17 protein-coding genes and 1 tRNA gene are annotated in these 20797 nt (G+C 62.6%); 7 read left to right on the forward strand and 11 right to left on the reverse strand.

The window, feature by feature from the left end:
- Positions 1 to 123: 123 nt before the first annotated feature.
- The 4 genes from ACHMXK_RS15740 to ACHMXK_RS15755 all read right to left on the reverse strand — a co-directional run bounded on the left by ACHMXK_RS15740 (position 124) and on the right by ACHMXK_RS15755 (position 4768).
- Positions 124 to 1623, reverse strand: coding sequence for a sigma-54 interaction domain-containing protein (locus tag ACHMXK_RS15740; RefSeq protein WP_397441480.1), 1500 nt, complete (start codon positions 1621 to 1623; stop codon positions 124 to 126).
- 28 nt (positions 1624 to 1651) lie between these two features.
- The gene (locus tag ACHMXK_RS15745) at positions 1652 to 3160 is read right to left on the reverse strand and encodes a tripartite tricarboxylate transporter permease (protein WP_397441481.1); all 1509 of its coding nucleotides are present in this window, start codon (positions 3158 to 3160) and stop codon (positions 1652 to 1654) included.
- Complete coding sequence (locus tag ACHMXK_RS15750; RefSeq protein WP_397441482.1) at positions 3161 to 3682, reverse strand: tripartite tricarboxylate transporter TctB family protein; 522 nt, start codon at positions 3680 to 3682, stop codon at positions 3161 to 3163.
- Positions 3683 to 3808: 126 nt separating this feature from the next.
- Positions 3809 to 4768, reverse strand: coding sequence for a Bug family tripartite tricarboxylate transporter substrate binding protein (locus tag ACHMXK_RS15755; protein ID WP_397441483.1), 960 nt, complete (start codon positions 4766 to 4768; stop codon positions 3809 to 3811).
- Positions 4769 to 4865: 97 nt separating this feature from the next.
- Here ACHMXK_RS15755 and ACHMXK_RS15760 point away from each other — a divergent pair, with 97 nt between their 5' ends.
- The 4 genes from ACHMXK_RS15760 to ACHMXK_RS15775 all read left to right on the forward strand — a co-directional run bounded on the left by ACHMXK_RS15760 (position 4866) and on the right by ACHMXK_RS15775 (position 8857).
- A complete protein-coding gene (locus ACHMXK_RS15760; RefSeq protein ID WP_397441484.1) occupies positions 4866 to 5546 on the forward strand; it encodes a response regulator in 681 nt (226 codons plus the stop codon).
- A 37-nt stretch (positions 5547 to 5583) separates the two neighbouring features.
- Positions 5584 to 6981, forward strand: a complete 1398-nt coding sequence (locus ACHMXK_RS15765; protein ID WP_397441485.1) for a sensor histidine kinase — start codon at positions 5584 to 5586, stop codon at positions 6979 to 6981.
- 63 nt (positions 6982 to 7044) lie between these two features.
- On the forward strand, positions 7045 to 7452 hold the full coding sequence (locus tag ACHMXK_RS15770) for an RNA-binding S4 domain-containing protein (RefSeq protein WP_397441486.1): 408 nt from the start codon (positions 7045 to 7047) through the stop codon (positions 7450 to 7452).
- Positions 7453 to 7654: 202 nt separating this feature from the next.
- Positions 7655 to 8857 (forward strand): multidrug effflux MFS transporter, encoded by a 1203-nt coding sequence (locus tag ACHMXK_RS15775; protein WP_397441487.1) that lies wholly within the window; start codon positions 7655 to 7657, stop codon positions 8855 to 8857.
- Between the two features lie 100 nt (positions 8858 to 8957).
- Here ACHMXK_RS15775 and ACHMXK_RS15780 read toward each other — a convergent pair whose 3' ends face one another.
- The 5 genes from ACHMXK_RS15780 to ACHMXK_RS15800 form a co-directional block, all read right to left on the reverse strand.
- The gene (locus ACHMXK_RS15780; RefSeq protein ID WP_397441488.1) at positions 8958 to 11561 is read right to left on the reverse strand and encodes a TRAP transporter permease; all 2604 of its coding nucleotides are present in this window, start codon (positions 11559 to 11561) and stop codon (positions 8958 to 8960) included.
- Between the two features lie 93 nt (positions 11562 to 11654).
- Entirely contained in the window at positions 11655 to 12632 is a 978-nt protein-coding gene (locus ACHMXK_RS15785; RefSeq protein ID WP_397441489.1) for a TAXI family TRAP transporter solute-binding subunit, read from the reverse strand.
- A gap of 29 nt (positions 12633 to 12661) precedes the next feature.
- Positions 12662 to 14005, reverse strand: coding sequence for an aspartate aminotransferase family protein (locus tag ACHMXK_RS15790; protein ID WP_397441490.1), 1344 nt, complete (start codon positions 14003 to 14005; stop codon positions 12662 to 12664).
- A 5-nt stretch (positions 14006 to 14010) separates the two neighbouring features.
- Positions 14011 to 14922, reverse strand: coding sequence for a MurR/RpiR family transcriptional regulator (locus ACHMXK_RS15795; RefSeq protein ID WP_397441491.1), 912 nt, complete (start codon positions 14920 to 14922; stop codon positions 14011 to 14013).
- Positions 14923 to 15034: 112 nt separating this feature from the next.
- Positions 15035 to 15352, reverse strand: coding sequence for an I78 family peptidase inhibitor (locus ACHMXK_RS15800; RefSeq protein ID WP_397441492.1), 318 nt, complete (start codon positions 15350 to 15352; stop codon positions 15035 to 15037).
- A 179-nt stretch (positions 15353 to 15531) separates the two neighbouring features.
- Between ACHMXK_RS15800 and ACHMXK_RS15805 the strand changes: the two genes are divergently transcribed.
- The 3 genes from ACHMXK_RS15805 to ACHMXK_RS15815 all read left to right on the forward strand — a co-directional run bounded on the left by ACHMXK_RS15805 (position 15532) and on the right by ACHMXK_RS15815 (position 19074).
- Positions 15532 to 15843 (forward strand): hypothetical protein, encoded by a 312-nt coding sequence (locus ACHMXK_RS15805; RefSeq protein WP_397441493.1) that lies wholly within the window; start codon positions 15532 to 15534, stop codon positions 15841 to 15843.
- A gap of 358 nt (positions 15844 to 16201) precedes the next feature.
- Positions 16202 to 17644: an alginate export family protein gene (locus tag ACHMXK_RS15810; protein ID WP_397441494.1), complete on the forward strand. Its 1443-nt coding sequence runs from the start codon at positions 16202 to 16204 to the stop codon at positions 17642 to 17644.
- 65 nt (positions 17645 to 17709) lie between these two features.
- Positions 17710 to 19074, forward strand: coding sequence for a serine hydrolase domain-containing protein (locus ACHMXK_RS15815; RefSeq protein ID WP_397441495.1), 1365 nt, complete (start codon positions 17710 to 17712; stop codon positions 19072 to 19074).
- Between the two features lie 167 nt (positions 19075 to 19241).
- Here ACHMXK_RS15815 and ACHMXK_RS15820 read toward each other — a convergent pair.
- Both ACHMXK_RS15820 and ACHMXK_RS15825 read right to left on the reverse strand, forming a co-directional pair.
- Positions 19242 to 19334: transfer RNA gene (locus tag ACHMXK_RS15820), tRNA-Ser, on the reverse strand.
- A gap of 62 nt (positions 19335 to 19396) precedes the next feature.
- The gene (locus tag ACHMXK_RS15825) at positions 19397 to 20665 is read right to left on the reverse strand and encodes an aspartate kinase (protein ID WP_397441496.1); all 1269 of its coding nucleotides are present in this window, start codon (positions 20663 to 20665) and stop codon (positions 19397 to 19399) included.
- Positions 20666 to 20797 lie beyond the last annotated feature (132 nt).

The following is a 20797-nucleotide window of genomic DNA, read 5'->3' on the forward strand; positions in this document are numbered from 1 at the left end:
GTGCACCATGATTGCACATGTCGTGCCAGCCGTACATTGTTGATATCTATAGGTTTTTTTACTAGCTCCGGAGGTTTGTATTATTTTTAGACAATTTTATTGTCTTGTTTTTAGACAATTGCATTATTTTAATGCAGGGTTATCCAGACGTTCATACAGCTTGGCACGCGAAATTCCCAGCAGCCGAGAGGCCGCCAGCTTGTTGCCGCCGGTCGCCGCCATGGCGGCGGCAATCGCGCGCCTCTCGACCTGCGCCACCTGTTCGGCCAGCGGGCGCAGCGGGTCTGAGGCCGCCGCGTCGGGGCCATCCAGCGCCTCAGCCGCCTCCGGCGCAATGCGTTCGATGCCAGCCTCTTTCAGCACTTCCTCGAACTGGGCACGACCTATGTTTTGGGAATCGCTGCGCATCACCGCCTGCTCCAGCACATTGCGTAGCTCGCGGATATTGCCGCGCCAGGTCTGGGCCGACAACAAGGCCAGCGCATCGGGCGCCAGTTCGGGCTGCCGATCACCGCTGCGTAACGCCATTTCTTCACCCAGTATTTCCAGCAGGGCCGGAATATCTGAGCGGCGTTCGCGCAGCGGCGGCACACGCACCGGCAGGACGTTGAGCCGGTAAAACAGGTCTTCGCGGAATTTGCCTTCGCGCACCAGCGTGGCCAGGTCGCGCGAGGTTGCGGCGATCAGGCGTGCATCAAACGGCAGCAGCTTGTTCGAGCCCAGCGGTTCAATCTCGCCCTCCTGCAAGGCGCGCAGCAACTTGGCCTGCAGCGCCTGCGGCATGTCGCCGATCTCGTCGAGAAACAAGGTGCCGCCGTCGGCCAGCTTGAACTTGCCGTCGCGGCCCTTGCGGTCGGCGCCGGTATACGCACCCGGCGCCACGCCGAAAAACTCGGCTTCCAGCAAGGTATCGGGCACGGCCGCGATATTGACACTGATGAAGGGGCCGCGTGCCCGGCTGGAGCTGGCATGGATGGCATGGGCCAGCAATTCCTTGCCGGTACCGGTTTCACCCAGCAGCAAGACCGGGCTGGAGGTTTGTGCGGCGCGCCGCGCCTGGCGCTTGACCTCGACCGCGGCCGGGCTGGTGCCGACAAAACTGGCGAACGTGTATTTGGACTGGCGCTGGCCCGGCTGCTGCAGGCGCTGGCTGGCCAGCTCGCGGCGGGCGTCGTCCAGGTCGCGGTGCAACAAGGCGAACTTGCTGATCAGCGGCTGCAAGGTGGTTTCGGGGTGGTCAAACAACACGATGCCGATGGCGCCAATCACGTCGCCGCCGCTTTCATCACGCAGGGGAATGCGGCTGACCACAAAGGTGCCGGCGCGGTTGGTCAGCAAGTCGATCAGGAAAGGCTCGCCGGTTTCCAGCACGCGCCGCATCTGGGTGTTGGGGATCACCTCTTCGACCATGTGGCCGACAAACTGATCGACCGAGGAAAATCCAAGCGCCGGCAGAAACCGCTTGTAGCCTTCATTGACCCAGACGATGCGGCCGGTTCTGTCCACCAGGAACATGCCCTGGCTGATGCTGGAAAAAAGCTGGAACATGGACCGCGCGGCCAGCTCCAGAATACTCTGGGCATCGCGCGGCAGGCCATGCGGCGTGGTGTCGGTGGGGTGCATGCGCCGATGGTAACGCGCAGCGGCGCGCTCAGGCGGGCAGCTGGCCCTTCAGGCGCCGCTTGCGCATGGACGCCACCAGACGCGGCAACACCAGCACGGCCACCACGATGACCAGCAAGGTCACCGACATGGGCCGCTGCAAAAACACCAGGGCACTGCCCTCGCCGATGGACATCGCGTTGCGCAGCTGCGCTTCGGCCAGCGGGCCGAGGATCATGCCGACAATCACGGGGGCAGTCGGGAAATCAAAACGCCGCATCACCACACCCAGCACGCCGATGGCGTAGAGCAGGAACAGATCAAAAGCGCTTTGCCGCATGCCATACACACCGACGGTCGCGAAAATCAGGATGCCGGCGTAGAGGTAAGGCTTGGGGATTTTCAGCAGCTTGACCCACAGGCCCACCATGGGCAGGTTGAGCACCAGCAGCATGACGTTGCCGATGTAAAGCGACGCAATCAAGGCCCACACCAGCGCCGACGAGGACGTGAACAGTTGCGGCCCCGGCTGGATGCCGTAGTTCTGGAAAGCACCGAGCAAAATGGCCGTGGTGTTCGACGTCGGGATGCCCAGCGTCAGCAGCGGAATCATGGCCGCCGTCACGGTGGCGTTATTGGCCGCCTCGGGGCCGGCCACACCTTCGATCGCGCCCTGGTTGCCGAACTCTGAATTGTCTTTGGCGAGTTTTTTCTCGGCCGCGTAGCTGAGGAAGGTCGGGATCTCGGTGCCGCCGGCCGGGATGCAGCCAAAAGGCACACCAATCGCCGTGCCGCGCAGCCAGGCAGGCCAGGAACGGCGCCAGTCGCGCTTGGTCATGTGCACCTTGCTGAGCTTGTTCTGCGACTCATCCACCTTGCCTTCGTACAAGACCGCGTGCATGGCTTCGGCCACCGCAAACAGACCCACCGCGACCAGCACAATCTCGATGCCGTCCAGCATTTCAGGCACACCGCCGGTGTAACGCGCCTGGCCGGTGATCTGATCCAGACCCACCAGCCCGGCCGCCAGACCAACAAACAAGGCCGTGAGGCCGCGCACCTCGCTTTTGCCCAGCACCGCACTCACGGTGGTGAAGGCCAGCAGCATCAGCATGAAATATTCAGGCGGGCCCAGCTTGACGGCAAATTCCGCCACGATGGGTGCAAACAGCGTGACGATCACGGTGGCGATTGATCCCGCCACAAACGAACCTATGGCCGCCGTGGCCAGCGCCGCACCGGCGCGCCCGCTTTTGGCCATCTTGTTGCCCTCCATGGCCGTGACCATGCTCGCCGTTTCACCCGGCGTGTTCAGCAAGATCGAGGTGGTGGAGCCGCCATACATGGCGCCGTAATAAATGCCGGCAAAAAAGATCATGGAGGCCGTGGCCTCGACCTTGACCGTGATGGGCAGCAACATGGCCACGGCCACGGCCGGGCCGATACCGGGCAACACACCCACGGCAGTGCCCAGGGCGCAACCGACAAAACACCAGAGCAGGTTGATCGGTGTGGCCGCGGTGATAAAGCCCTGCAGGAGCTGGTTGAAGATATCCATTTAAAGCCACCCGGTGGAAGTCAGGCCCGGCAGGTTGATCGCCAGGAATTGTGTAAATGCCCAGTACACGGGCGCAGAAATCAGCAAACCGATCACGACGTTTTTCAGCCAGACCTTGGGGTCCACACCGGCATGGCCTTCGGCGCCGCGCAAACCCTGCACCGCCAGCACAAAACACAAGGTGCAGCTCAGGATAAAACCGATGCTGGTGATCAGGGCCGCATTGGCCAGCAGGCCGGCCGAGACCCAGACAAAACCCGGCCAGTAGGCCTGTACACCTTCGCTGGCCGGCTCCATCTCACGGAAGCCGCCGCTCAATGCTTCCCACACCAGAAAGCCGCCGCAGACCAGCAAGGCCAGCGCCACCACCCAGGGTAAAAAATTGGGGCCGACACCGGCATAACCGGCGGCCGAGGGGATGCTGATCGCACCAAAGGCCAGGCCAAGGCCCAGCAGCGCCACACCGCCGCCGACCAGGGTCTGCGAACGTTTGTGTGCGGGGGATAGGGCTTGTTGTGTCATTATTTTTTCCCGATTAAAAACAGTCTGTCATCCCGGACCCGGTCCGGGATCCATGCCGCGTTGATTTCGGCCCTGAAGCCGGAGACATGCATGGCGGGTCCAGCCCGCCATGACAGGCTGAGGTCCTTAGACCATGCCCGACTTGACCATGGTGGCGCGCAGGCTGGCGAAATCGTCGTCAACGAATTTCTCGAAGTCGGCACCGGTGATGACCGCCGGCGTCCAGCTGTTTTTCTCCAGCGCCTCGGCCCAGGCCTTGGACTTCAGGGCCTTGAGCACCATGTCGGTCAGTTCCTTGCGCTGCGCGGCGGTGATGCCGGGCGCGCCATACACACCGCGCCAGTTGCCGATGGCGACGTTGATGCCCTGCTCTTTCAGCGTGGGAACGTTGACACCCTTGAGGCGGGTGTCGGACGTGACGGCCAGCGGGCGCATCTTGCCGGTGGAAATGTATTCGGCAAACTCGCTGTAACCGCTGCCGCCTATGGTGACGTTGCCGCCCAGGATGGCCGCAATCGCCTCACCGCCGCCACGGAAGGCCACGTAATTGATCTTGGCCGGGTCCACACCCACCTCGCGTGCAATCATGGCCGCGGCGATGTGTTCGGTGGAGCCGCGTGAACCGCCGCCCCACTTGACACTGCCGGGGTCTTTCTTGAGCTGGGCGACGACGTCGGCCATGGTCTTGAACGGCGAGTTGGCCGGCAACACAAACACGTTGTATTCGCTGGTGATGCGGGCAATCGGCGTGGCCTGGCTCAGGTTGACCGGCGGTTTGCCGGTGATGATGCCGCCCAGCATCACGGCGCCCATGACCATCAGCGCGTTCGGGTCGTTCTTGCTGCCATTGATGAACTGGGCCAGGCCCAGCGCGCCGGCGGCACCGCCCTTGTTGTCGTAGGTCACGGTGGAGGCCGCGCCGGACTCCTGCAGCGCCTTGCCCAGGGCGCGGCCGGTGGTGTCCCAGCCGCCGCCGGGGTTGGCGGGAATCATCATCTTGACATTGGCCGCCGCCAGGGCCGACAGCGGCAAGGCGCCAGCGGCAGCCAGAGCGGCCATGGATTTGAGAAAGGTATCACGACGCATAAAAGTCTCCTGGAGTTTTATCTAACCCGTGCATCATGCGCCGCTTGCCTGTCAAACAGCTGTCCCAGGCATTGGGGAAAGTGCTAATGTGCTGCCCATGAAACTGCTTTTGGTCGAAGACGATGCCGCCATGCGCACAACCCTGGTCCGGTCGCTGGGGCGTCGCGGCCTCCAGATCGAGGCCTGCGGCGACGGCCGGCAGGCGCTGGAAAAATGGCAGGCATCCACTTTTGACGTGATCCTGCTGGACCTGACCCTGCCAGGTCTGGATGGCCTGCAGGTGCTGGAACAGGCCAGGCGCAGCGGCCTGGACACACCGGTGCTGATCCTGACCGCGCGCGGCACCGTGGGCGACCGCATCATCGGCCTGAACACCGGCGCTGACGACTACCTGCCCAAGCCGTTTGATCTCGACGAACTTGAAGCGCGCCTGCGCGCCCTGCATCGGCGTCGCCCGGGATCCGTGGTCGAATCGACCTCCAGCCCATATTCAGCGGGCGCCATCAGCTATGAAAAAGAGAGTGGTGCGATCTACTACCGGGACCAGGTGCTGGACCTCCCTCCGCGCGAGCTGGCCTTGCTCAAGGCGCTGCTGGAAAAACGCGGCCATGCCGTGACCAAGGAAAAACTGTTCGACCTGGTGTTTCCCGGCCAGACCGATGTGCAATACGAAGCGATTGAAGTCGTGGTCTACCGCCTGCGCAAAAAACTGGCACACACCGGCGTGACCCTGATGACCTTGCGCGGCCTGGGCTACCTGCTCAAGACCGATGACTAAGCACGCCGTCGCAGCAACGGCACGCCCTGCCGGGGTCATGTCCCTCAGAAGGTATTTGCTGATCGGCATCCTGCTGCCCATCAGCCTGCTGATCGTGATCAACACCGTCAGCCTCTATCGGCAAACGCTGGCGGCCGTCAACACCGCTTACGACCGCACACTACTGGCCTCGGCCAAAACCATTGGTGAGCAGCTGGATGTCGAAGGTTACGACGACTCGTCGGTGCTCCGTGCCACCGTCCCTTATTCGGCGCTGGAGGCCTTTGAAGCCGACAACCGCAGCCAGCTGGTCTACCGCGTCTCCAACCTGCAGGGCGAGGTGATTTCCGGTTTTGGCGAGTTGCCCTTCTGGCGCGGCAGCATTCCCAACCAGGGCGCCTATGCCGCGTTGGTGGCGTTTTACGACGACTTTTTCCGCGGCGACGAGGTGCGTGTGGCGGTCTTGCTGCAGCCGGTGGCCAGCGCGCGCGGCCGCGGCATGGCGGTGGTGCAAGTCGCCGAAACCCTGGAGCTGCGCCAGACCCTGGCGCGCAAGGTCTTGTTTGACACCTTGTGGCGCCAGGCCTTGCTGATTGGTGTGATCGCGCTGGTGGTGATTGTGGTGGTGCAACGCGCCACACGCCCGGTGCGCCGGCTCAGCGAGGAGCTGCAGGCGCGGCCCGAAGGCGACCTGACCCCGGTGGCCGCGCCCGACGCGCCGCGCGAGCTGTTGCCGCTGATAGACGCCACCAACCAGGTGATGCAACGCCTGCAGGCCCTGATCGGGCACCAGAAACGTTTTGTGCGTGACGCCTCGCACCAGTTGCGCACGCCGTTGGCCGTGCTCAAGACGCAGGTGCAGTCGGCCCAGCGCGGCGACGTGGCGCCGCGCCAGGCGCTGCGCGAAATCGCCGACACGGTCGAACGTGCCACCCTGCTGGCCAACCAGATGCTGGCGCTGGCCAAGGTCGAACAGCTGCGCCTGCAGACCGATGCCCAGCCGCAGGACTGGCCCGAGCTGCTGCGCTCCATCGTGATCGACATCTCCCCGCTGCTGGCCGAACAGGACCTGGATTTTGAAATCAGCACCATGCCGGCCCAGGTGCGCGCGCACGACTGGATGCTGCGCGAGCTGGCGCGCAACCTCTTGCACAACGCCATCAAATACACGCCGCGCGGCGGCACCCTCACGGTGCGTCTGGTCACCGATACGTCCTACGCGGCGTTGACCGTCAGCGACAGCGGGCCGGGCATCAGCGCCGAGCTGGCCGCGCGCCTGTACGAACCTTTTTCCGCCGGCGACGTGCGCCAGGGCTCGGGCCTGGGCCTGGCGATCTGCCGCGAAATCACCCATGCGCTGGGCGGCACCATTCTCCTGGAAAACCGCGAAGACCATGGGCGTATCGTCGGGCTGGACGCCATCGTGCGTTTGCCTCTGGTACACAATGATGCTTGATGAAAAAAACACGTCTTGATCAACAGCTGCGGGCTGGCAAAAGCACCGCAGGGGAGTTCCCGGATGCGTCTTGACAAATGGCTTTGGGCCGCGAGGTTTTACAAAACCCGCTCACTTGCCAGCGAGGAAATCAGCAAGGGCCGCGTCGCGGTCAACGGCCAGGAGGCCAAACCGGCCCGCGACATCAAGGTCGGTGACAGCGTGGCCATGCGGCAAGGCCCGATCACGCGTACCGTGGTGGTCAAGGGCTTGAGCCAGCAGCGCGGCGCCGCGCCGGTGGCGCAACAGCTTTACGAAGAAACCGCGGACAGCCTGCGCCTGCGCGAGGCGGCGGCCGAACAGCGCCGGCTGAACCACGAACCGGCCAGCAGCATAGAACACGGCCGCCCGACCAAACGCGACCGCCGTGACCTGGAGAAAGCCCAGGACAAAAACTGGGGCGACCGCTGGAGCGCTTCGGTCGATTCATAAAACGCTCTGTTTTTAATAGCTGCTTGCGCCCGTCGATCAAGGGCTAGAGGCCGATTTCACTCATAAAAGCAGCTACACAGCTTGCCAGGCAAGCTTTTGCACCGTCTTGAGCTGGTCTCCGGCCTCGCTGTCCGCCACAGTTAACACAGCCAGCATTGCTGCACCGCAACACGGTTATCGCAAGCTTGCGACAATCGCGGCGATGAACTCCCGTTTTTTCAAGATTGCCCTGGTGCTGGGCCTGTTATCGGCCATCGGCCCGTTCGCCATCGACATGTATCTTCCGGCGTTGCCGGCCATCGGCCAAAGTCTGGGCGCGGACATTGGCAGCGTTCAAATGAGCCTGACGGCCTTTTTCATTGCGCTCGGCATCGGCCAGCTGTTCTACGGGCCGGTATCGGACATGGTGGGGCGCAAGCCGCCGCTGTTTTTCGGGCTGCTGCTGTTTGCCGTGGCCAGCGTCGGCTGCGCCCTGGCCACTGACATCCAGACCCTGATCGCGCTGCGCTTCGTGCAGGGCCTGGGTGCCGCCGCCGGCATGGCGATTCCGCGCGCCGTGGTGCGCGACCTGCACACCGGCAATGACGCGACGCGGCTGATGTCCCTGCTGATGCTGGTCTTCAGCGTGTCGCCCATCCTGGCACCGCTGGTCGGTAGCGCGGTGATTGCCGTCACCAACTGGCGTGGCGTGTTCTGGGCCGTGACCCTGGCGGCGCTGGCAGGCCTGGCGATGATCGCCACCATGGTCAAGGAAACGCGACCGGCCGAAGAGCGCGTCGAAAGCAACCTGGGCAGCGCCTTGCGCGCCTATGCGCTGCTGCTGCGCGACGGGCACTACATGGGCCTGGTCCTGATCGGCAGCTTTGCGATGGCCGGATTTTTCATCTACCTGGCCAACTCGCCCTTTGTGATGATCGACCACTACGGTCTCTCGCCAACGCTTTACAGCGTGGCTTTCGGTATCAACGCGGCAGCCTTCTTCGGTGCTGCACAACTCAACAGCGCCTTGTGCGAACGCTTTGGGATCGTGCGTGTGGTCAAAGCCGGCGTGAGTGCCTGTGGCCTCGTGATGCTGGCGATGTTCTCTTATTACCTGGCGGGCGGCGACCGGCTGTCGGTGCTGGTCGTTCTGTATTTCATCGCCAGTGCCTTCATGGGCCTGGTCATTCCGACCACCTCCGTGCTGGCGCTGGAAAAACACGGCAGCATTGCAGGCACCGCGTCAGCCTTGCTGGGCACCCTGCAGATGTTGATCGGTGCCGTGATGATGGGCGTCGTCGGCCTGTTCACCGACGGCAAACCCCTGCCCATGGTCATGGGCATGGCCGCTGGCGCGCTGATCGCGGGGGTGTTGACCTGGGCCACACTGGGCAAACACCGCGCGCAGCCTTGTATGGCCGGATAGTTTTCAAACCTCAACCGATCTCATTCCGGACGCGATCCGGGCGCCTGGCCGCACCAAGCCCGCACCAAGCCCGCACCAACCGCTCCAGCGGGATGGTAGGTCAGGTCCGCAATGACAACTTCACAGGCCGGCGACGCAGGCGCAACCCCTGCATCCACCACACGCCCCAGGCCAGCAACGCTGCCGGAATAAACACCCAGTGGGTCGAAGGCCGCGACGGATTGGGCAGCTTGAGTTCCACCACCTTGTAACCCTGCTCGACACCCAGCTTTTTCGCGCGGCTGCCAAACTTGACGGCCGCCACTTCCAGCTCTGTGCCAAGCTGGCTCAGGGTCACCCCACCATCGCGCAGACGCTCGCGGCCGGTCGCGCCCTCGCCCATGGGCAAGGCCACGGTTTTGGTTTGCGGCTCGCCATTCAGGGTTTCGCCGGCAATACCTACCACCAGCCACTCGTCGGCACGCAGTCCGTCGGCCACCTGGTAGATGTCGGAGGCCGGCGCCGAGACGTATTTGGGCGCGAACTGGTCCACCACCCAATCCGGCCGGAAAAACAGAAAAGTGGCCAGCAGCAACACCGCCACCTCGGGCCAGGTGCAGCGCGTGCGAAACCACTTCATGGTGGCGGCGGCAAACAGCAACGAGGCAGCCACCGCTGTGGTGCAGACCAGCACCACATCCACCCAGGAGCCCAGGCCAATCAGCAAAATCTGCGGGTTGAAAATAAACACAAACGGCAGGACCGTGGTGCGCAAGCTGTACCAAGTGGCCTGCCAGCCGGTGGCATTCGGGTCTTCGCCCGAAATCGCAGCCGCCGCATAAGAGGCCAGGCCCACGGGCGGCGTCACGTCGGCCAGGATGCCGAAATAAAACACAAACATGTGCACCGCGATCAGCGGAATCACCAGGCCGCTGCGCGCACCCAGTTCAACAATCACCGGCGCCATCAAGGTCGCCACCAGGATGTAGTTGGCCGTGGTCGGCACCCCCGCGCCTATGACCAGGCAGATCGCCGCCGTCAATAGCAGCATCACCAGCACATTGCCCGCCGAGACCAGCTCGACAAAGTCGGTCATCATCAGCCCCATGCCGGTCAGCGTGATGACACCAACGATCAGGCCGGCACTGGCGCAGGCCACGCCTATGCCAATCATGTTGCGCGCGCCCAGCACCAGGCCGCGCCACAGATCGGCCACACCACGCTTGAGCGAAGACAAGGCCGCCTCGGCCTTGCCGTCGGGCCGGAAGACGGACAACATGAAAGGCTGCATCACCACCATCACCATGACGGTGGCCGTGGCCCAGAAAGCCGAGAGCCCGGGCGACAACTCTTCGGCCATCAGGCACCACAACAAGACCGTGACCGGAATGAAAAAATGCAGGCCGGCACGCACCGTGGGCCAGGGCAGCGGCAGCTTGACCTCCTTGGCCAGCGGGTCGTCCACCGCGATGTCCGGGTATCGTGAGGAATACGCCATCAGCACCACATAAGCCACGGCCGCCAGCACGGCCAGTGCCCAGCCCGCGGCGCCGCCCGCGAGGTATTGCACGGCGGTGATCGTGTAATAAATCGCAGCGCAAGCAATCGTGGTGCCGGACAGGCCCAGCGCCCAGCCCAGCAAGCGTTCGCGCCAGGTCGGCTGGCGTTCGCGCACCAGCGGTTTCAGGTCGTATTTGAGCGCTTCCAGGTGCACGATGTAAAACAGCGCCACATAAGAAATGAGGGCCGGCAGCGCCGCATGTTTGATGATTTCCGAATACGGAATGCCCACGTATTCGACCATCAGGAAAGCCGCCGCCCCCATCACAGGCGGCATGATCTGGCCGTTGACCGACGAGGCCGCTTCAATCGCCCCGGCTTTCACGCCCGAATAACCCGTGCGTTTCATCAGCGGTATCGTGAAGATGCCGCCCGACACCACGTTGGACACCGACGAGCCCGACACAATGCCGTTCAGCGCAGACGACACCACCGCCACCTTGGCCGGCCCGCCGCGCAAATGACCCAGGGTGGCGAGTGACACCTGCAACATGTAGTTGCCGGCACCGGCAATATCCAGCAAGGTGCCGAACAACACAAACAGGAAAATAAACTGCACCGACACACCCAGCGCCACGCCATAAACACCTTCGGTGGTCAGCCACATGTGCGAGATAAAACGCGACAGCGAGGCGCCGCGGTGTTGCAAAACCTCGGGCATGTGTGGGCCCAGGAACACAAAAGCCATGAACACGCCGGTGGTCACCAACATGCCAAAACCCATGGCGCGGCGTGTGGCCTCCAGCATCACGGCCACGCCGGTCACACCGATCACGATGTCCATCGTGGTGGGAGCACCCGGCCGCAGGGCCAGCTGGTTGTAAAACAGGAACAGGTAGGCGCCGCAAAAAGCACCGACCAGCGCCAGCAGCCAGTCCGACCAGGGAATGACGCTGCGCGAGGAATGTTTGAAGGCCGGAAACGCGCAAAAGGCCAGGAAGATCGCAAACGCCAGATGGATGGCGCGCGCCTCGGTGTCGTTGAGGATGCCGAAGCCCAGCATAAACGGCAGCGGCGAGGCATACCAAAGCTGGAACAGCGACCAGGCGCCGGCCAGCATGGCCAGACCTTTGCCAATTTTTCCGCCGGGCTCGCGCCCGCCCAGGTCAGCTTCCTTGACCAGCTGGTCGAGTTCTTGGGCCGAGTGTTTTTCGAGTTGCGCCATCGCAGGCCTTCCAGAGTTGTTATTTGTTCTTCTAAAAAAAAAGGCCAGGCAACATCACGCTCCTGACCCCTTTCCCTCTACACCGGAAGGTGTTTATTTGATCCAGCCTTTTTCCTTGTAATAACGCGCGGCACCGTCATGCAGCGGTGCGCTCAGGCCGTCCTTGACCATGTTCTGCGGGTTCAGGTTGGCCAGTGCCGGGTGCAACTTCTTGAACTCGTCAAAGTTTTCAAACAGGGACTTGGTGACCTGATAGACCGTCTCCGCCGGTGTTTTGCTGGAAGCCACCACCGTGGCCAGCACGCCGTAGGTGTTGGTCGGCTGCGGGTTGTTCGGGTACAGGCCGCCGGGGATGGTGACCTTGGCGTAATACGGTTTGTCGGCCACCAGCTTGTCCACCACCGGGCCGCTCAGCGACACCAACTTGGCGCCGCACGAGGTGGTCGGGTCCTGGATGTTGGCCGAGGGATGGCCGACCGCGTAATAAAACCCGTCGATCTTGCCGTCACACAGGGCCGGGCCATGTTCGTCGGCTTTCAGCTCGGAGGCCAGCGAAAAATCGCCCAGCTTCCAACCCATGCCGCCCAGCAACTCTTCCATGGACGAACGTGTGCCCGAGCCGGGGTTGCCGACGTTGAAACGTTTGCCCTTGAAGTCCTCGAACTTGCCGATGCTGGCTTCCTTGCGCGCCACCACGGTGAAGGGTTCAGGGTGCACGGCAAAGACCGCACGCAGGTCGGTGTAGGCCGCGTCCTTGTATTGACCCGCACCCTTGACGGCGTTGTATTGAACATCTGACTGGGTGAAGCCGAAATCCAGCTCGCCGGCCTTGATGGTGTTGACGTTGAAAACCGAACCGCCGGTGGACTCGACCGAGCAGCGGATGCCGTGTTTGGCGCGGTCCTTGTTGACCAGGCGACAGATCGCGCCACCCGCGGCGTAATACACGCCAGTCACACCGCCTGTGCCTATGGTCACAAACTTTTGTTGGGCGATCACCGGCGTGGCCACCAGGGCCGCCGCCATCGCCAGACCGGCACTTGCAACATTCAACGCAAACTTCTTGCTCATTTTTTTGTCTCCTGGTTGTAAAACTGTTTTTATGAAGTCGCTGCGATCGCGGCATCCATGGCCGAACCGAGGCGGTCCACCACCATCGCCAGCTCCGTTTCGCTGCTGATAAAGGGTGGCGCCAGCAGGACATGGTCACCATAACGACCATCGACCGTGCCGCCCATCGGGTAAACCATCAAGCCGCGCGCCATCGCCTCCTGCTTGATACGGCTATGCAGTTTGCGTGCCGGGTCAAACGGTGTTTTCTTGGCGCGGTCCTGCACCAGCTCGATGCCCCAGAACAAACCACGCCCACGAATGTCGCCAATATGGGGATGTTCGCCCCAGCTGTGGTGCATGAGTTGCTGCAAAAAATCGCCGCGTGCCCGCACCTGCGGCAGCAACTGGTCGCGCTCAAACACCTGCTGCACGGCCAGCGCGGCGGCACAGGCAATCGCATGGCCCAGGTAGGTGTGGCCATGATGAAAAAAGCCCGAGCCTTCACGCATGGCATCCACAATTTTTTTCTGCGCCAGCACCGCGCCTATCGGCTGGTAACCGCCGCCCAGGCCTTTGGCCACCGCCAGCAGGTCGGGCGACACGCCGTCCTGCTCGCACGCATGCAAGGTGCCGGTACGGCCCATGCCACACATCACTTCGTCCAGAATCAGCAACACGCCATAACGGTCGCAGACCTCGCGCACCGCCTTGAAATAACCCGGCACCGGCGCCAGCACACCGGCCGTGGCGCCGCCCACGGTTTCCGCCACGAAGGCAATCACACTGTCCGCGCCCTTGGCCAGAATCGCGTCTTCCAGTTCTTTCGCCAGGCGCAAGCCGTATTGTTCGGGCGTCTCACCGGCCTGCTGTTCACGGTAGGGGTAACACGGCGACACATGCGTGGCCGGAATCAAAATGGGTGCAAACGGTTCACGCCGCCACTGGTTGCCGCCTATGGCCAGCGCACCCAGGGTGTTGCCGTGGTAACTCTGTTTGCGCGCGATGAAATGGGTGCGTTGCGGCTGGCCGATCTCGACAAAATACTGGCGCGCCATCTTGAGTGTGGCCTCGACCGCCTCGGAACCGCCGCTGACAAAATACACATGACTCATGCCTTGCGGCGCGGTACGGATCAACTGGTCTGCCAGTTCTTCCGCCACCTCGGTGGTGAAAAAACTGGTGTGTGCATAAGCCAGCTTGTCGATCTGCGCATGCATGGCGGCCAGCACGTGCGGGTGCCCATGGCCCAGGCAGGACACGGCCGCGCCACCCGAGGCATCGATGTAAGTCTTGCCCTGCGCATCGGTCAGGTAGACGCCCTGCCCGCTGACGGCCACCGGCGGCTTGCGCTGCAACTGGCGATGAAACACATGGGTGGACGCTGCAGCCATAAAACTTATTTCCTTGATGAAGAATGAGAATGGAGTGAACGACCGGTGCTGGTCTTGTCGCTGCGCTCGTCCCAATACGCGCCTTCGCTGTCGAGGCGGTCCTGGCGGGTTTGCAAATGGGCCAGCACCTTGCGGCCGCCGCGTACCGCCACGGCGGCGGCCAGCGCCTCGGTCAGGGACAAGGCACCGACCATGGAATGAAAATACGAAGGGCTGTCGGTACGGAACAGCAAGGTGTGTGCGGCCGAGCGCGCAATCGGCGACAAGGCGCTGTCGGTCAGCGCCAACACGTCCACGTCTTGCGCCCTGGCCTGCGCCACGGCTTCCACCGTCTGCCGGGTGTAGGACGCATACGAGGTCGCGACCAGCAAATCCCCCGGCCCCATCTCGCCGACTTGGTCACTCAGAGTGCCGCCCAGCCCCTGCACCAACACACCGTTGGACGCCAGCAGGCCATAGGTGTAATGCAGGTGCAAAGCCAGGCCATGGCTGGCACGCAAACCCAAAAAATAAACCCGGCGCGCCTTGAGCATGGCGTCGGCCGCGGCCTCCAGTTGCGCAGCCTGGTTCAGCCCGCCGACAGACGCTGTATTCGCATGTTGTGTTTCATTGAGCTGCGCCAGCCAGTCCGGGGTTTGGCGCGCACTGGCCTGCAAGACCTCGGCCCGACCGGCATAACCGGCCTGCGCGGAAAAAGATTCTTGGCATAAATGTTTGATTGCCTCGAACCCCTGAAAACCCAGGGCCTGGGCGAGCCGGCTCAAGGTGGCGGGTGCCAGCCCGGCACGGCGCGCACATTCACGCATCGAATGCAGCGCCACTTCGCGCGGATGCGCCTCTATCCAGCGCGCGGCGCGTAACAACTCGGGACTCAGGCCCTCAAGCGGGAAGTTTGCAAACAGTGAAGCAGTGGTCATGAAACATTTGTATCTATATCAAATAAAATATAGCACGCGTGTTTCACCGAGAAGACAGGGCATTCCCCAAGTGAGCACGCCGCGCTCACTTGGGCCGCTCACGACGGCATGTCTAGCCGCAACGCGCCGCTTTGATCACCCCGGCGGCATCCACCTCCAGATTCAGACGATGGGCGTTGAAATCCATGGTCACCGGCTGGTTGGGGCGCAACACCCGTGCCATATAGGAACCTGAACGCTGGCGTGCGCTTTCGACCACACTCGCGCCCGCGGCCTTGCCGATGGCGAACTGGGCGCCCTGGGCATTGCAAAGGCCTTCGGAGGCGCCGCCGGCCGCCGGGCCGGTGCCGGTCGCAGGGGTGCCCGGTGTGCTGCAGCCTATCAGTGCCATCGCCAATGTCGCGCTGCCCAGGATGAGTTTCAAAGCCATGTTCTTGTTCCCTATGAGATAAAAACATCAACCTTAACGCCTGAAAATGACCGTGTGTGCTTTTTTACGACTGGTTGCGTCAAGCAGGCCGTGCGAGCGCGGGGATAAAATCAGCGCACTCGCCCCAAGGCTGGACAATCCAGCCCTGACAACAACTCAAAGCCACTGAAAGGGGCAACATGACACCCAACACCGACGGCACCCTCACCGTACTTGGCACGCAACTGAGCACACGCCAGGTTGAAGAACTCATGCACCAGCTGGCACAAGCGCGCAACCTCATGCAGCCGCCCGTGCAAATGGAAGTCACGGCCGACATGCCGGTCCTGGTGCAGCACGATGCCGACTTTGCCATCTCGCAAACGCAAACACCGGAACGCCATGTGAGCCTGGGCTTGCGCCATCTGGGCTTCGGCTGGATCTTTTTCACCTTGTCGCGTGAGCGCGCCAAGTTCATCGGCGAGAGCCTGCTCCAGCGCAGCCGCAACTAAGCCCTCGTCGCAAGCAACTGGCGCGAAAGATCTGCGCCGGGCTTGATTCGCTCCTGAATCCATAGCTGCTTGCGACCACCCTATAAGGGCTGGCTGCCCATTTCACTCATAAAACAGGCCTGCACCAACCGCAAGCCGGCCAGGGGCTCAGCCTGCGCGTTGAAGGCCTGTTCGCAGCCCGCCGGCAAGCGCTGCCGGATGGAGGCTCGCTGTCCCAGTACACCGGCATAGTGCGGGACCGCACCAACGGCCTGGCCGATCGGCGTGTCCGTCTTATCCTTGATCTATCATGATCACGCCTGCAACCCGCAAGGTGCTCCGGAGGCTGACCATGGAACGGCTACGCTCTTTCCCCCCAATGCGCAGCGTTCCGCAGCAAGCTGGCCGATGGCGCCTGCCACTGGCCTCAGCCCTGGCCATTGCAGCGGCGCATTCTCTGGCGCTGGCGGAATCACCGTCCGACACCGACACCCGAGTCAACTACTCCCTAGAGGCCGGCATCCAGTACGCCAGCGAACACAATCTGTTCTGGAATCTGTCGGAAACCTTTGCGCAACACGCCGCTTTCAATTCGAACCGCAGCTGGGGCGAGTTTTACGTCAAGCCCGGCGTGGCCGCCACGCGCAGCCTGCGCCCTGGTCTGGAGGCTTATGGCGCGCTGTCGGTGGTGGCGTCGGGCACGCTGGGACGCGACGCCTTTGACGCGGGCAACACCGGTCGCGCCAGCTTTGAGGACGCCTTTGCCGGCCTGCGCTGGGATGTTCCCGGCACCTCGGCCCGCCTGGACCTGTCGACGGGCGCGCAGCGTTACACCCTGGGCACCGGCATGCTGGTGTCCAACGGCGCCTCCAACGGCTTTGACCGCGGTGCGCTCAAGCTGGGTCCGCGCAGGGCTTTTGCGATGACCGGCATTGCCCGTCTCACCCAGGGCCCCTGGTCGACCGAAGCCTTTTACCTGGCGCCCAACGAGCAGCCCGACAACGAATCCGGCACCCGGCTGGCGGGGGCCGTGGTGCAGTACAAACCCACGGCGGAGAAGTTTGCGGGACTGTCTTATGGCAAGGTCGTCCGCTCTTCATCGCCCTACCCGCAGGCGGCGCTAGGCGGCCTCGGCCCGCCCAGCATCATCGATGGCGCCCGCGACGGCATGGCCTTTGTTTACGGCTTTACGCGCTGGCCGCTGCTGGAGCGCAAAACCGGCACGCTCTGGGTCGGCGTCGATGCGGCACTGGAACGCAACCCGCGCGTGAACATGCGGGCCTGGGGCGGCAAGGCCGAGGTCGGCTACAACTTCACGTCCCTGGCCGGCAAACCCAAAATTTCCTACTCGTTCCAGACGCTTTCGGGAGACGACCCGACCACCCCCCGGCTGGAACGCTTCGACCCACTGTTCTACGACGGCAACCCCGGTGCCTGGGCCACAGGCAGCAAGGCCTCCATGGTGTTCATCAACACCAATGTGCGGACGCACCAGATCGCGGTCGAATGGTCACCCACGCCGCGTGACATCCTGAATCTGTACATCGCCCGTATCTACGCGAATCAGCTCGCCAGCCCCCTGCAGTTCGGCCAGTCCACCCGGCTCATCCTGGTCGGCGGCGCGCCCAGCGTGATCACCGGTGTCACCTCCGCCCATCTGGCCGACGACCTGTATCTGAAATACACACGTGTGATCAACAAACACACCTTCGTCACCGGGGGCGTCAGCTTCTCGCGCCCCGGCGAGGGCATGACCAAGTTGATGGGCGGCTCGGCTCCCGTCTGGCGCGGCTGGCTCGTCAATCTGGTGGTGATGTACTGATCGTATTGAGTGGGTATGACGTTTATCTGCAGCGGCCCGGTGGTCGCCAACCTTGAAAGGCATTTATGCAACCTCCTGTACACGCGCGCAGCCCTTCGCGTTTCTTCCTGCTGATGGGTTTGTCCATGGCCCTGAGCACCACCGTCCCCGGCGTTTTTGCGGCGCCTGAATCAGCGGCAAAGAACAAGGCGCCGCTGGACGCCGTGGCCAGCGATCCGGCCAAACTCGGCTGGATGGTGGGTTCTCCGCCGCCAGCCAACCGCATCCTGCGTTTTGACGACGGCAGCTACTTCCAGTTTCCGGCCCTGCGCTGGAGTGTTTCCAACTTTCGCCAGTTGATGCCAACCATGAATGTCTCGCGCGGACTGGGCGCGCCTTTGCCCCTGCCACGCGCCGAACGTGAGGATATCGACAGCGTGAGTTTCACGCCGTTGGGCGGCAACCAGCCCATGAGCTGGGCGCAATCGCTGCTGGCCAACTACACCGACGGCATCGTGGTGCTGCACCGCGGACGTGTGGTTTACGAACGTTATTTCGGCGTGTTGAAAGACGACGGCCAGCACGGCCTGATGTCGGTCAGCAAGTCCCTGGCCGGCACCCTGGGTGCCACGCTGGTGGCCGAAGGCAAACTCGATGCCGACAAACGTGTGGCCGACTACGTGCCCGAGTTGTCGCGTTCGGCCTTCGGCAGCGCCACCGTGCGCCAGTTGCTGGACATGACCACCGGCATCCGTTTCAGCGAAGACTACGCCGACCCCAAGGCCGAGGTCTGGCAACATGCGGCCGCCGGCAGCCCCTTGCCCAAACCCAAGGGTTACACCGGGCCGCGCAGCTATTACGACTTTTTGCAAACTGTGAAACCCCAGGGCCGCCACGGTGAGGCCTTCGGCTACAAAACCGCCAACACCGATGCCCTGGGCTGGGTCATTGCACGCGCCACCGGTCGTACGGTGGCGCAACTGCTGTCCGAACGCATCTGGCAACGCCTGGGTGCCGAGCAGGACGGCTATTACACCGTGGACTCCATAGGCACACCGTTTGCCGGCGGCGGCATGAATGCCGGCCTGCGCGACCTGGCCCGCTTTGGTGAAATGTTGCGCAACGACGGTGTTTTCAACGGCCAGCAAATCCTGCCCAAGGCCGCCATTGACGACATCCGGCAAGGCGGCAACAAAGGCAACTTTGCCAAGGCCGGCTACAAGCTGCTACCGGGCTGGAGCTACCGCGACATGTGGTGGATCACACACAACGAACACGGCGCCTACATGGCGCGCGGCGTGCACGGCCAGGCGCTGTACGTCGATCCAAAAGCCGAAATGGTGATCGCCCGTTTTGCCTCGAACCCGGTGGCCGGCAATGCGGCGAACGACCCGACCTCGCTGCCGGCCTACCACGCGCTGGCCAAGTACCTGATCGCGTCGCCACGGTGATGTACTGAGGGCGGTGCCTGGCAAAACCGCAGGCCCGTCCTCACAAAAGTACGCGACAGGCCATGGTGTAAGGCCAAAGTCCGGTTGCACGCGACATAAACAGGTGTTTTTTGAAATACGACAGGCGAAAAAAAAGCACCTCGAAAGGTGCTTTGATCCTAGCCATTTGGCGGAAACGGAGGGATTCGAACCCTCGATGAGGCTCTACACCCCATACTCCCTTAGCAGGGGAGCACCTTCGGCCACTCGGTCACGTTTCCTGATTTCTGGCTAACGCGAATTATCTCACGACTTCAGCCCTTGTCGAGCAATCCGGTTTTATTTAGCCAACAGGCTGGTCCAGATCAAAGGCTTTGTGCAATGCGCGCACCGCCAGTTCCATGTATTTTTCGTCAATCACGACCGAGGTCTTGATTTCGCTGGTCGAGATCATCTGGATGTTGATGCCCTCTTCGCTGAGCACGCGGAACATCTTGCTGGCAATGCCGACATGGCTGCGCATGCCGATGCCGACGATGCTGACCTTGCAGATCTTGGCATCGCCGGTGACTTCATGCGCACCCAGCGCAGGCAACACCTTGGCCTTGAGCAGGTCCACCGCGCGCACGTAGTCGTTGCGATGAACGGTAAAGCTGAAGTCGGTTTTGCCGTCTTTGCTGATGTTCTGGATGATCACATCGACTTCGATGTTGGCGTCGGCGACGGCACCCAGAATTTGGTAGGCGATGCCCGGGGTGTCCGGCACGCCGAGCACGGAGATTTTGGCTTCGTCGCGGTTGAATGCGATGCCCGATACGATGGCTTGTTCCATTTTTTCGTCTTCCTCAAAACTGATCAGGGTGCCGGACTTGGCCTCTTCGTCGATGTTGATGTCCCAAGGCGTGAAGCTGGACAACACGCGCAGGGGCACCTTGTATTTGCCCGCAAACTCGACCGAGCGGATCTGCAACACCTTGGAGCCCATCGATGCCATCTCCAGCATCTCTTCAAAACTCACCGTGTGCAGGCGCCGCGCTTCGGGCACCACACGCGGGTCGGTGGTGTACACGCCGTCCACGTCGGTGTAGATCAGACATTCATGGGCTTTGAGCGCTGCCGCAATCGCCACCGCCGAGGTGTCGGAGCCGCCGCGACCCAGGGTGGTGACGTTGCCGCCATCATCCACGCCCTGAAAGCCGGTGATGATCACTACCCGGCCGGCGTCCAGATCGGCACGCACTTTTTGATCGTCAATCGATTCGATGCGGGCCTTGGTGTGGGAGCTGTCGGTTTTGATAGCGACCTGCCAGCCGGCGTAACTCACCGAAGGCATGCCTTCGGCTTGCAGTGCAATGGCCAGCAGCGCACTGGAGGCCTGCTCGCCGGTCGCCGCCAGCGCGTCGAGTTCGCGGTGATAGGCATCCAGGGCCTGGGCTGGTGCCAGTTCTTTGGCCAGGCCTAACAAGCGGTTGGTCTCACCACTCATGGCACTGGGAACCACCACCATCTGGTGGCCGGCGCGAGCCCACTTGGCGACGCGTTTGGCGACATTGCGGATGCGCTCGGTGGAGCCCATCGACGTGCCGCCGTATTTATGAACGATCAAAGCCATTGCAGGATATCAATCAGGAGTTGGTTACGGAGATTGCTCGTGGCAGGCCCGATTTCACCCCGTACAACACGGCTTGGGTCGCCAGCAAATCCTTCAATTATACCTAGGACTACTACCTATTGAGCCCCCACG

The organism is Polaromonas sp. UC242_47 (assembly GCF_044452385.1).
GTDB lineage: Bacteria > Pseudomonadota > Gammaproteobacteria > Burkholderiales > Burkholderiaceae_C > Polaromonas.

Excerpts from the sequence above, each read along its gene's own strand:
- ACHMXK_RS15805 (WP_397441493.1), top strand. The coding sequence starts at position 15,532 with ATGACACCCAACACCGACGGCACCCTCACCGTACTTGGCACGCAACTG.
- ACHMXK_RS15795 (WP_397441491.1), bottom strand. The coding sequence starts at position 14,922 with ATGACCACTGCTTCACTGTTTGCAAACTTCCCGCTTGAGGGCCTGAGT.
- ACHMXK_RS15775 (WP_397441487.1), top strand. The coding sequence starts at position 7,655 with ATGAACTCCCGTTTTTTCAAGATTGCCCTGGTGCTGGGCCTGTTATCG.
- ACHMXK_RS15780 (WP_397441488.1), bottom strand. The coding sequence starts at position 11,561 with ATGGCGCAACTCGAAAAACACTCGGCCCAAGAACTCGACCAGCTGGTC.
- ACHMXK_RS15765 (WP_397441485.1), top strand. The coding sequence starts at position 5,584 with ATGTCCCTCAGAAGGTATTTGCTGATCGGCATCCTGCTGCCCATCAGC.
- ACHMXK_RS15770 (WP_397441486.1), top strand. The coding sequence starts at position 7,045 with ATGCGTCTTGACAAATGGCTTTGGGCCGCGAGGTTTTACAAAACCCGC.
- ACHMXK_RS15800 (WP_397441492.1), bottom strand. The coding sequence starts at position 15,352 with ATGGCTTTGAAACTCATCCTGGGCAGCGCGACATTGGCGATGGCACTG.
- ACHMXK_RS15815 (WP_397441495.1), top strand. The coding sequence starts at position 17,710 with ATGCAACCTCCTGTACACGCGCGCAGCCCTTCGCGTTTCTTCCTGCTG.
- ACHMXK_RS15755 (WP_397441483.1), bottom strand. The coding sequence starts at position 4,768 with ATGCGTCGTGATACCTTTCTCAAATCCATGGCCGCTCTGGCTGCCGCT.
- ACHMXK_RS15790 (WP_397441490.1), bottom strand. The coding sequence starts at position 14,005 with ATGGCTGCAGCGTCCACCCATGTGTTTCATCGCCAGTTGCAGCGCAAG.
- ACHMXK_RS15760 (WP_397441484.1), top strand. The coding sequence starts at position 4,866 with ATGAAACTGCTTTTGGTCGAAGACGATGCCGCCATGCGCACAACCCTG.
- ACHMXK_RS15825 (WP_397441496.1), bottom strand. The coding sequence starts at position 20,665 with ATGGCTTTGATCGTTCATAAATACGGCGGCACGTCGATGGGCTCCACC.
- ACHMXK_RS15785 (WP_397441489.1), bottom strand. The coding sequence starts at position 12,632 with ATGAGCAAGAAGTTTGCGTTGAATGTTGCAAGTGCCGGTCTGGCGATG.
- ACHMXK_RS15745 (WP_397441481.1), bottom strand. The coding sequence starts at position 3,160 with ATGGATATCTTCAACCAGCTCCTGCAGGGCTTTATCACCGCGGCCACA.
- ACHMXK_RS15740 (WP_397441480.1), bottom strand. The coding sequence starts at position 1,623 with ATGCACCCCACCGACACCACGCCGCATGGCCTGCCGCGCGATGCCCAG.
- ACHMXK_RS15810 (WP_397441494.1), top strand. The coding sequence starts at position 16,202 with ATGCGCAGCGTTCCGCAGCAAGCTGGCCGATGGCGCCTGCCACTGGCC.
- ACHMXK_RS15750 (WP_397441482.1), bottom strand. The coding sequence starts at position 3,682 with ATGACACAACAAGCCCTATCCCCCGCACACAAACGTTCGCAGACCCTG.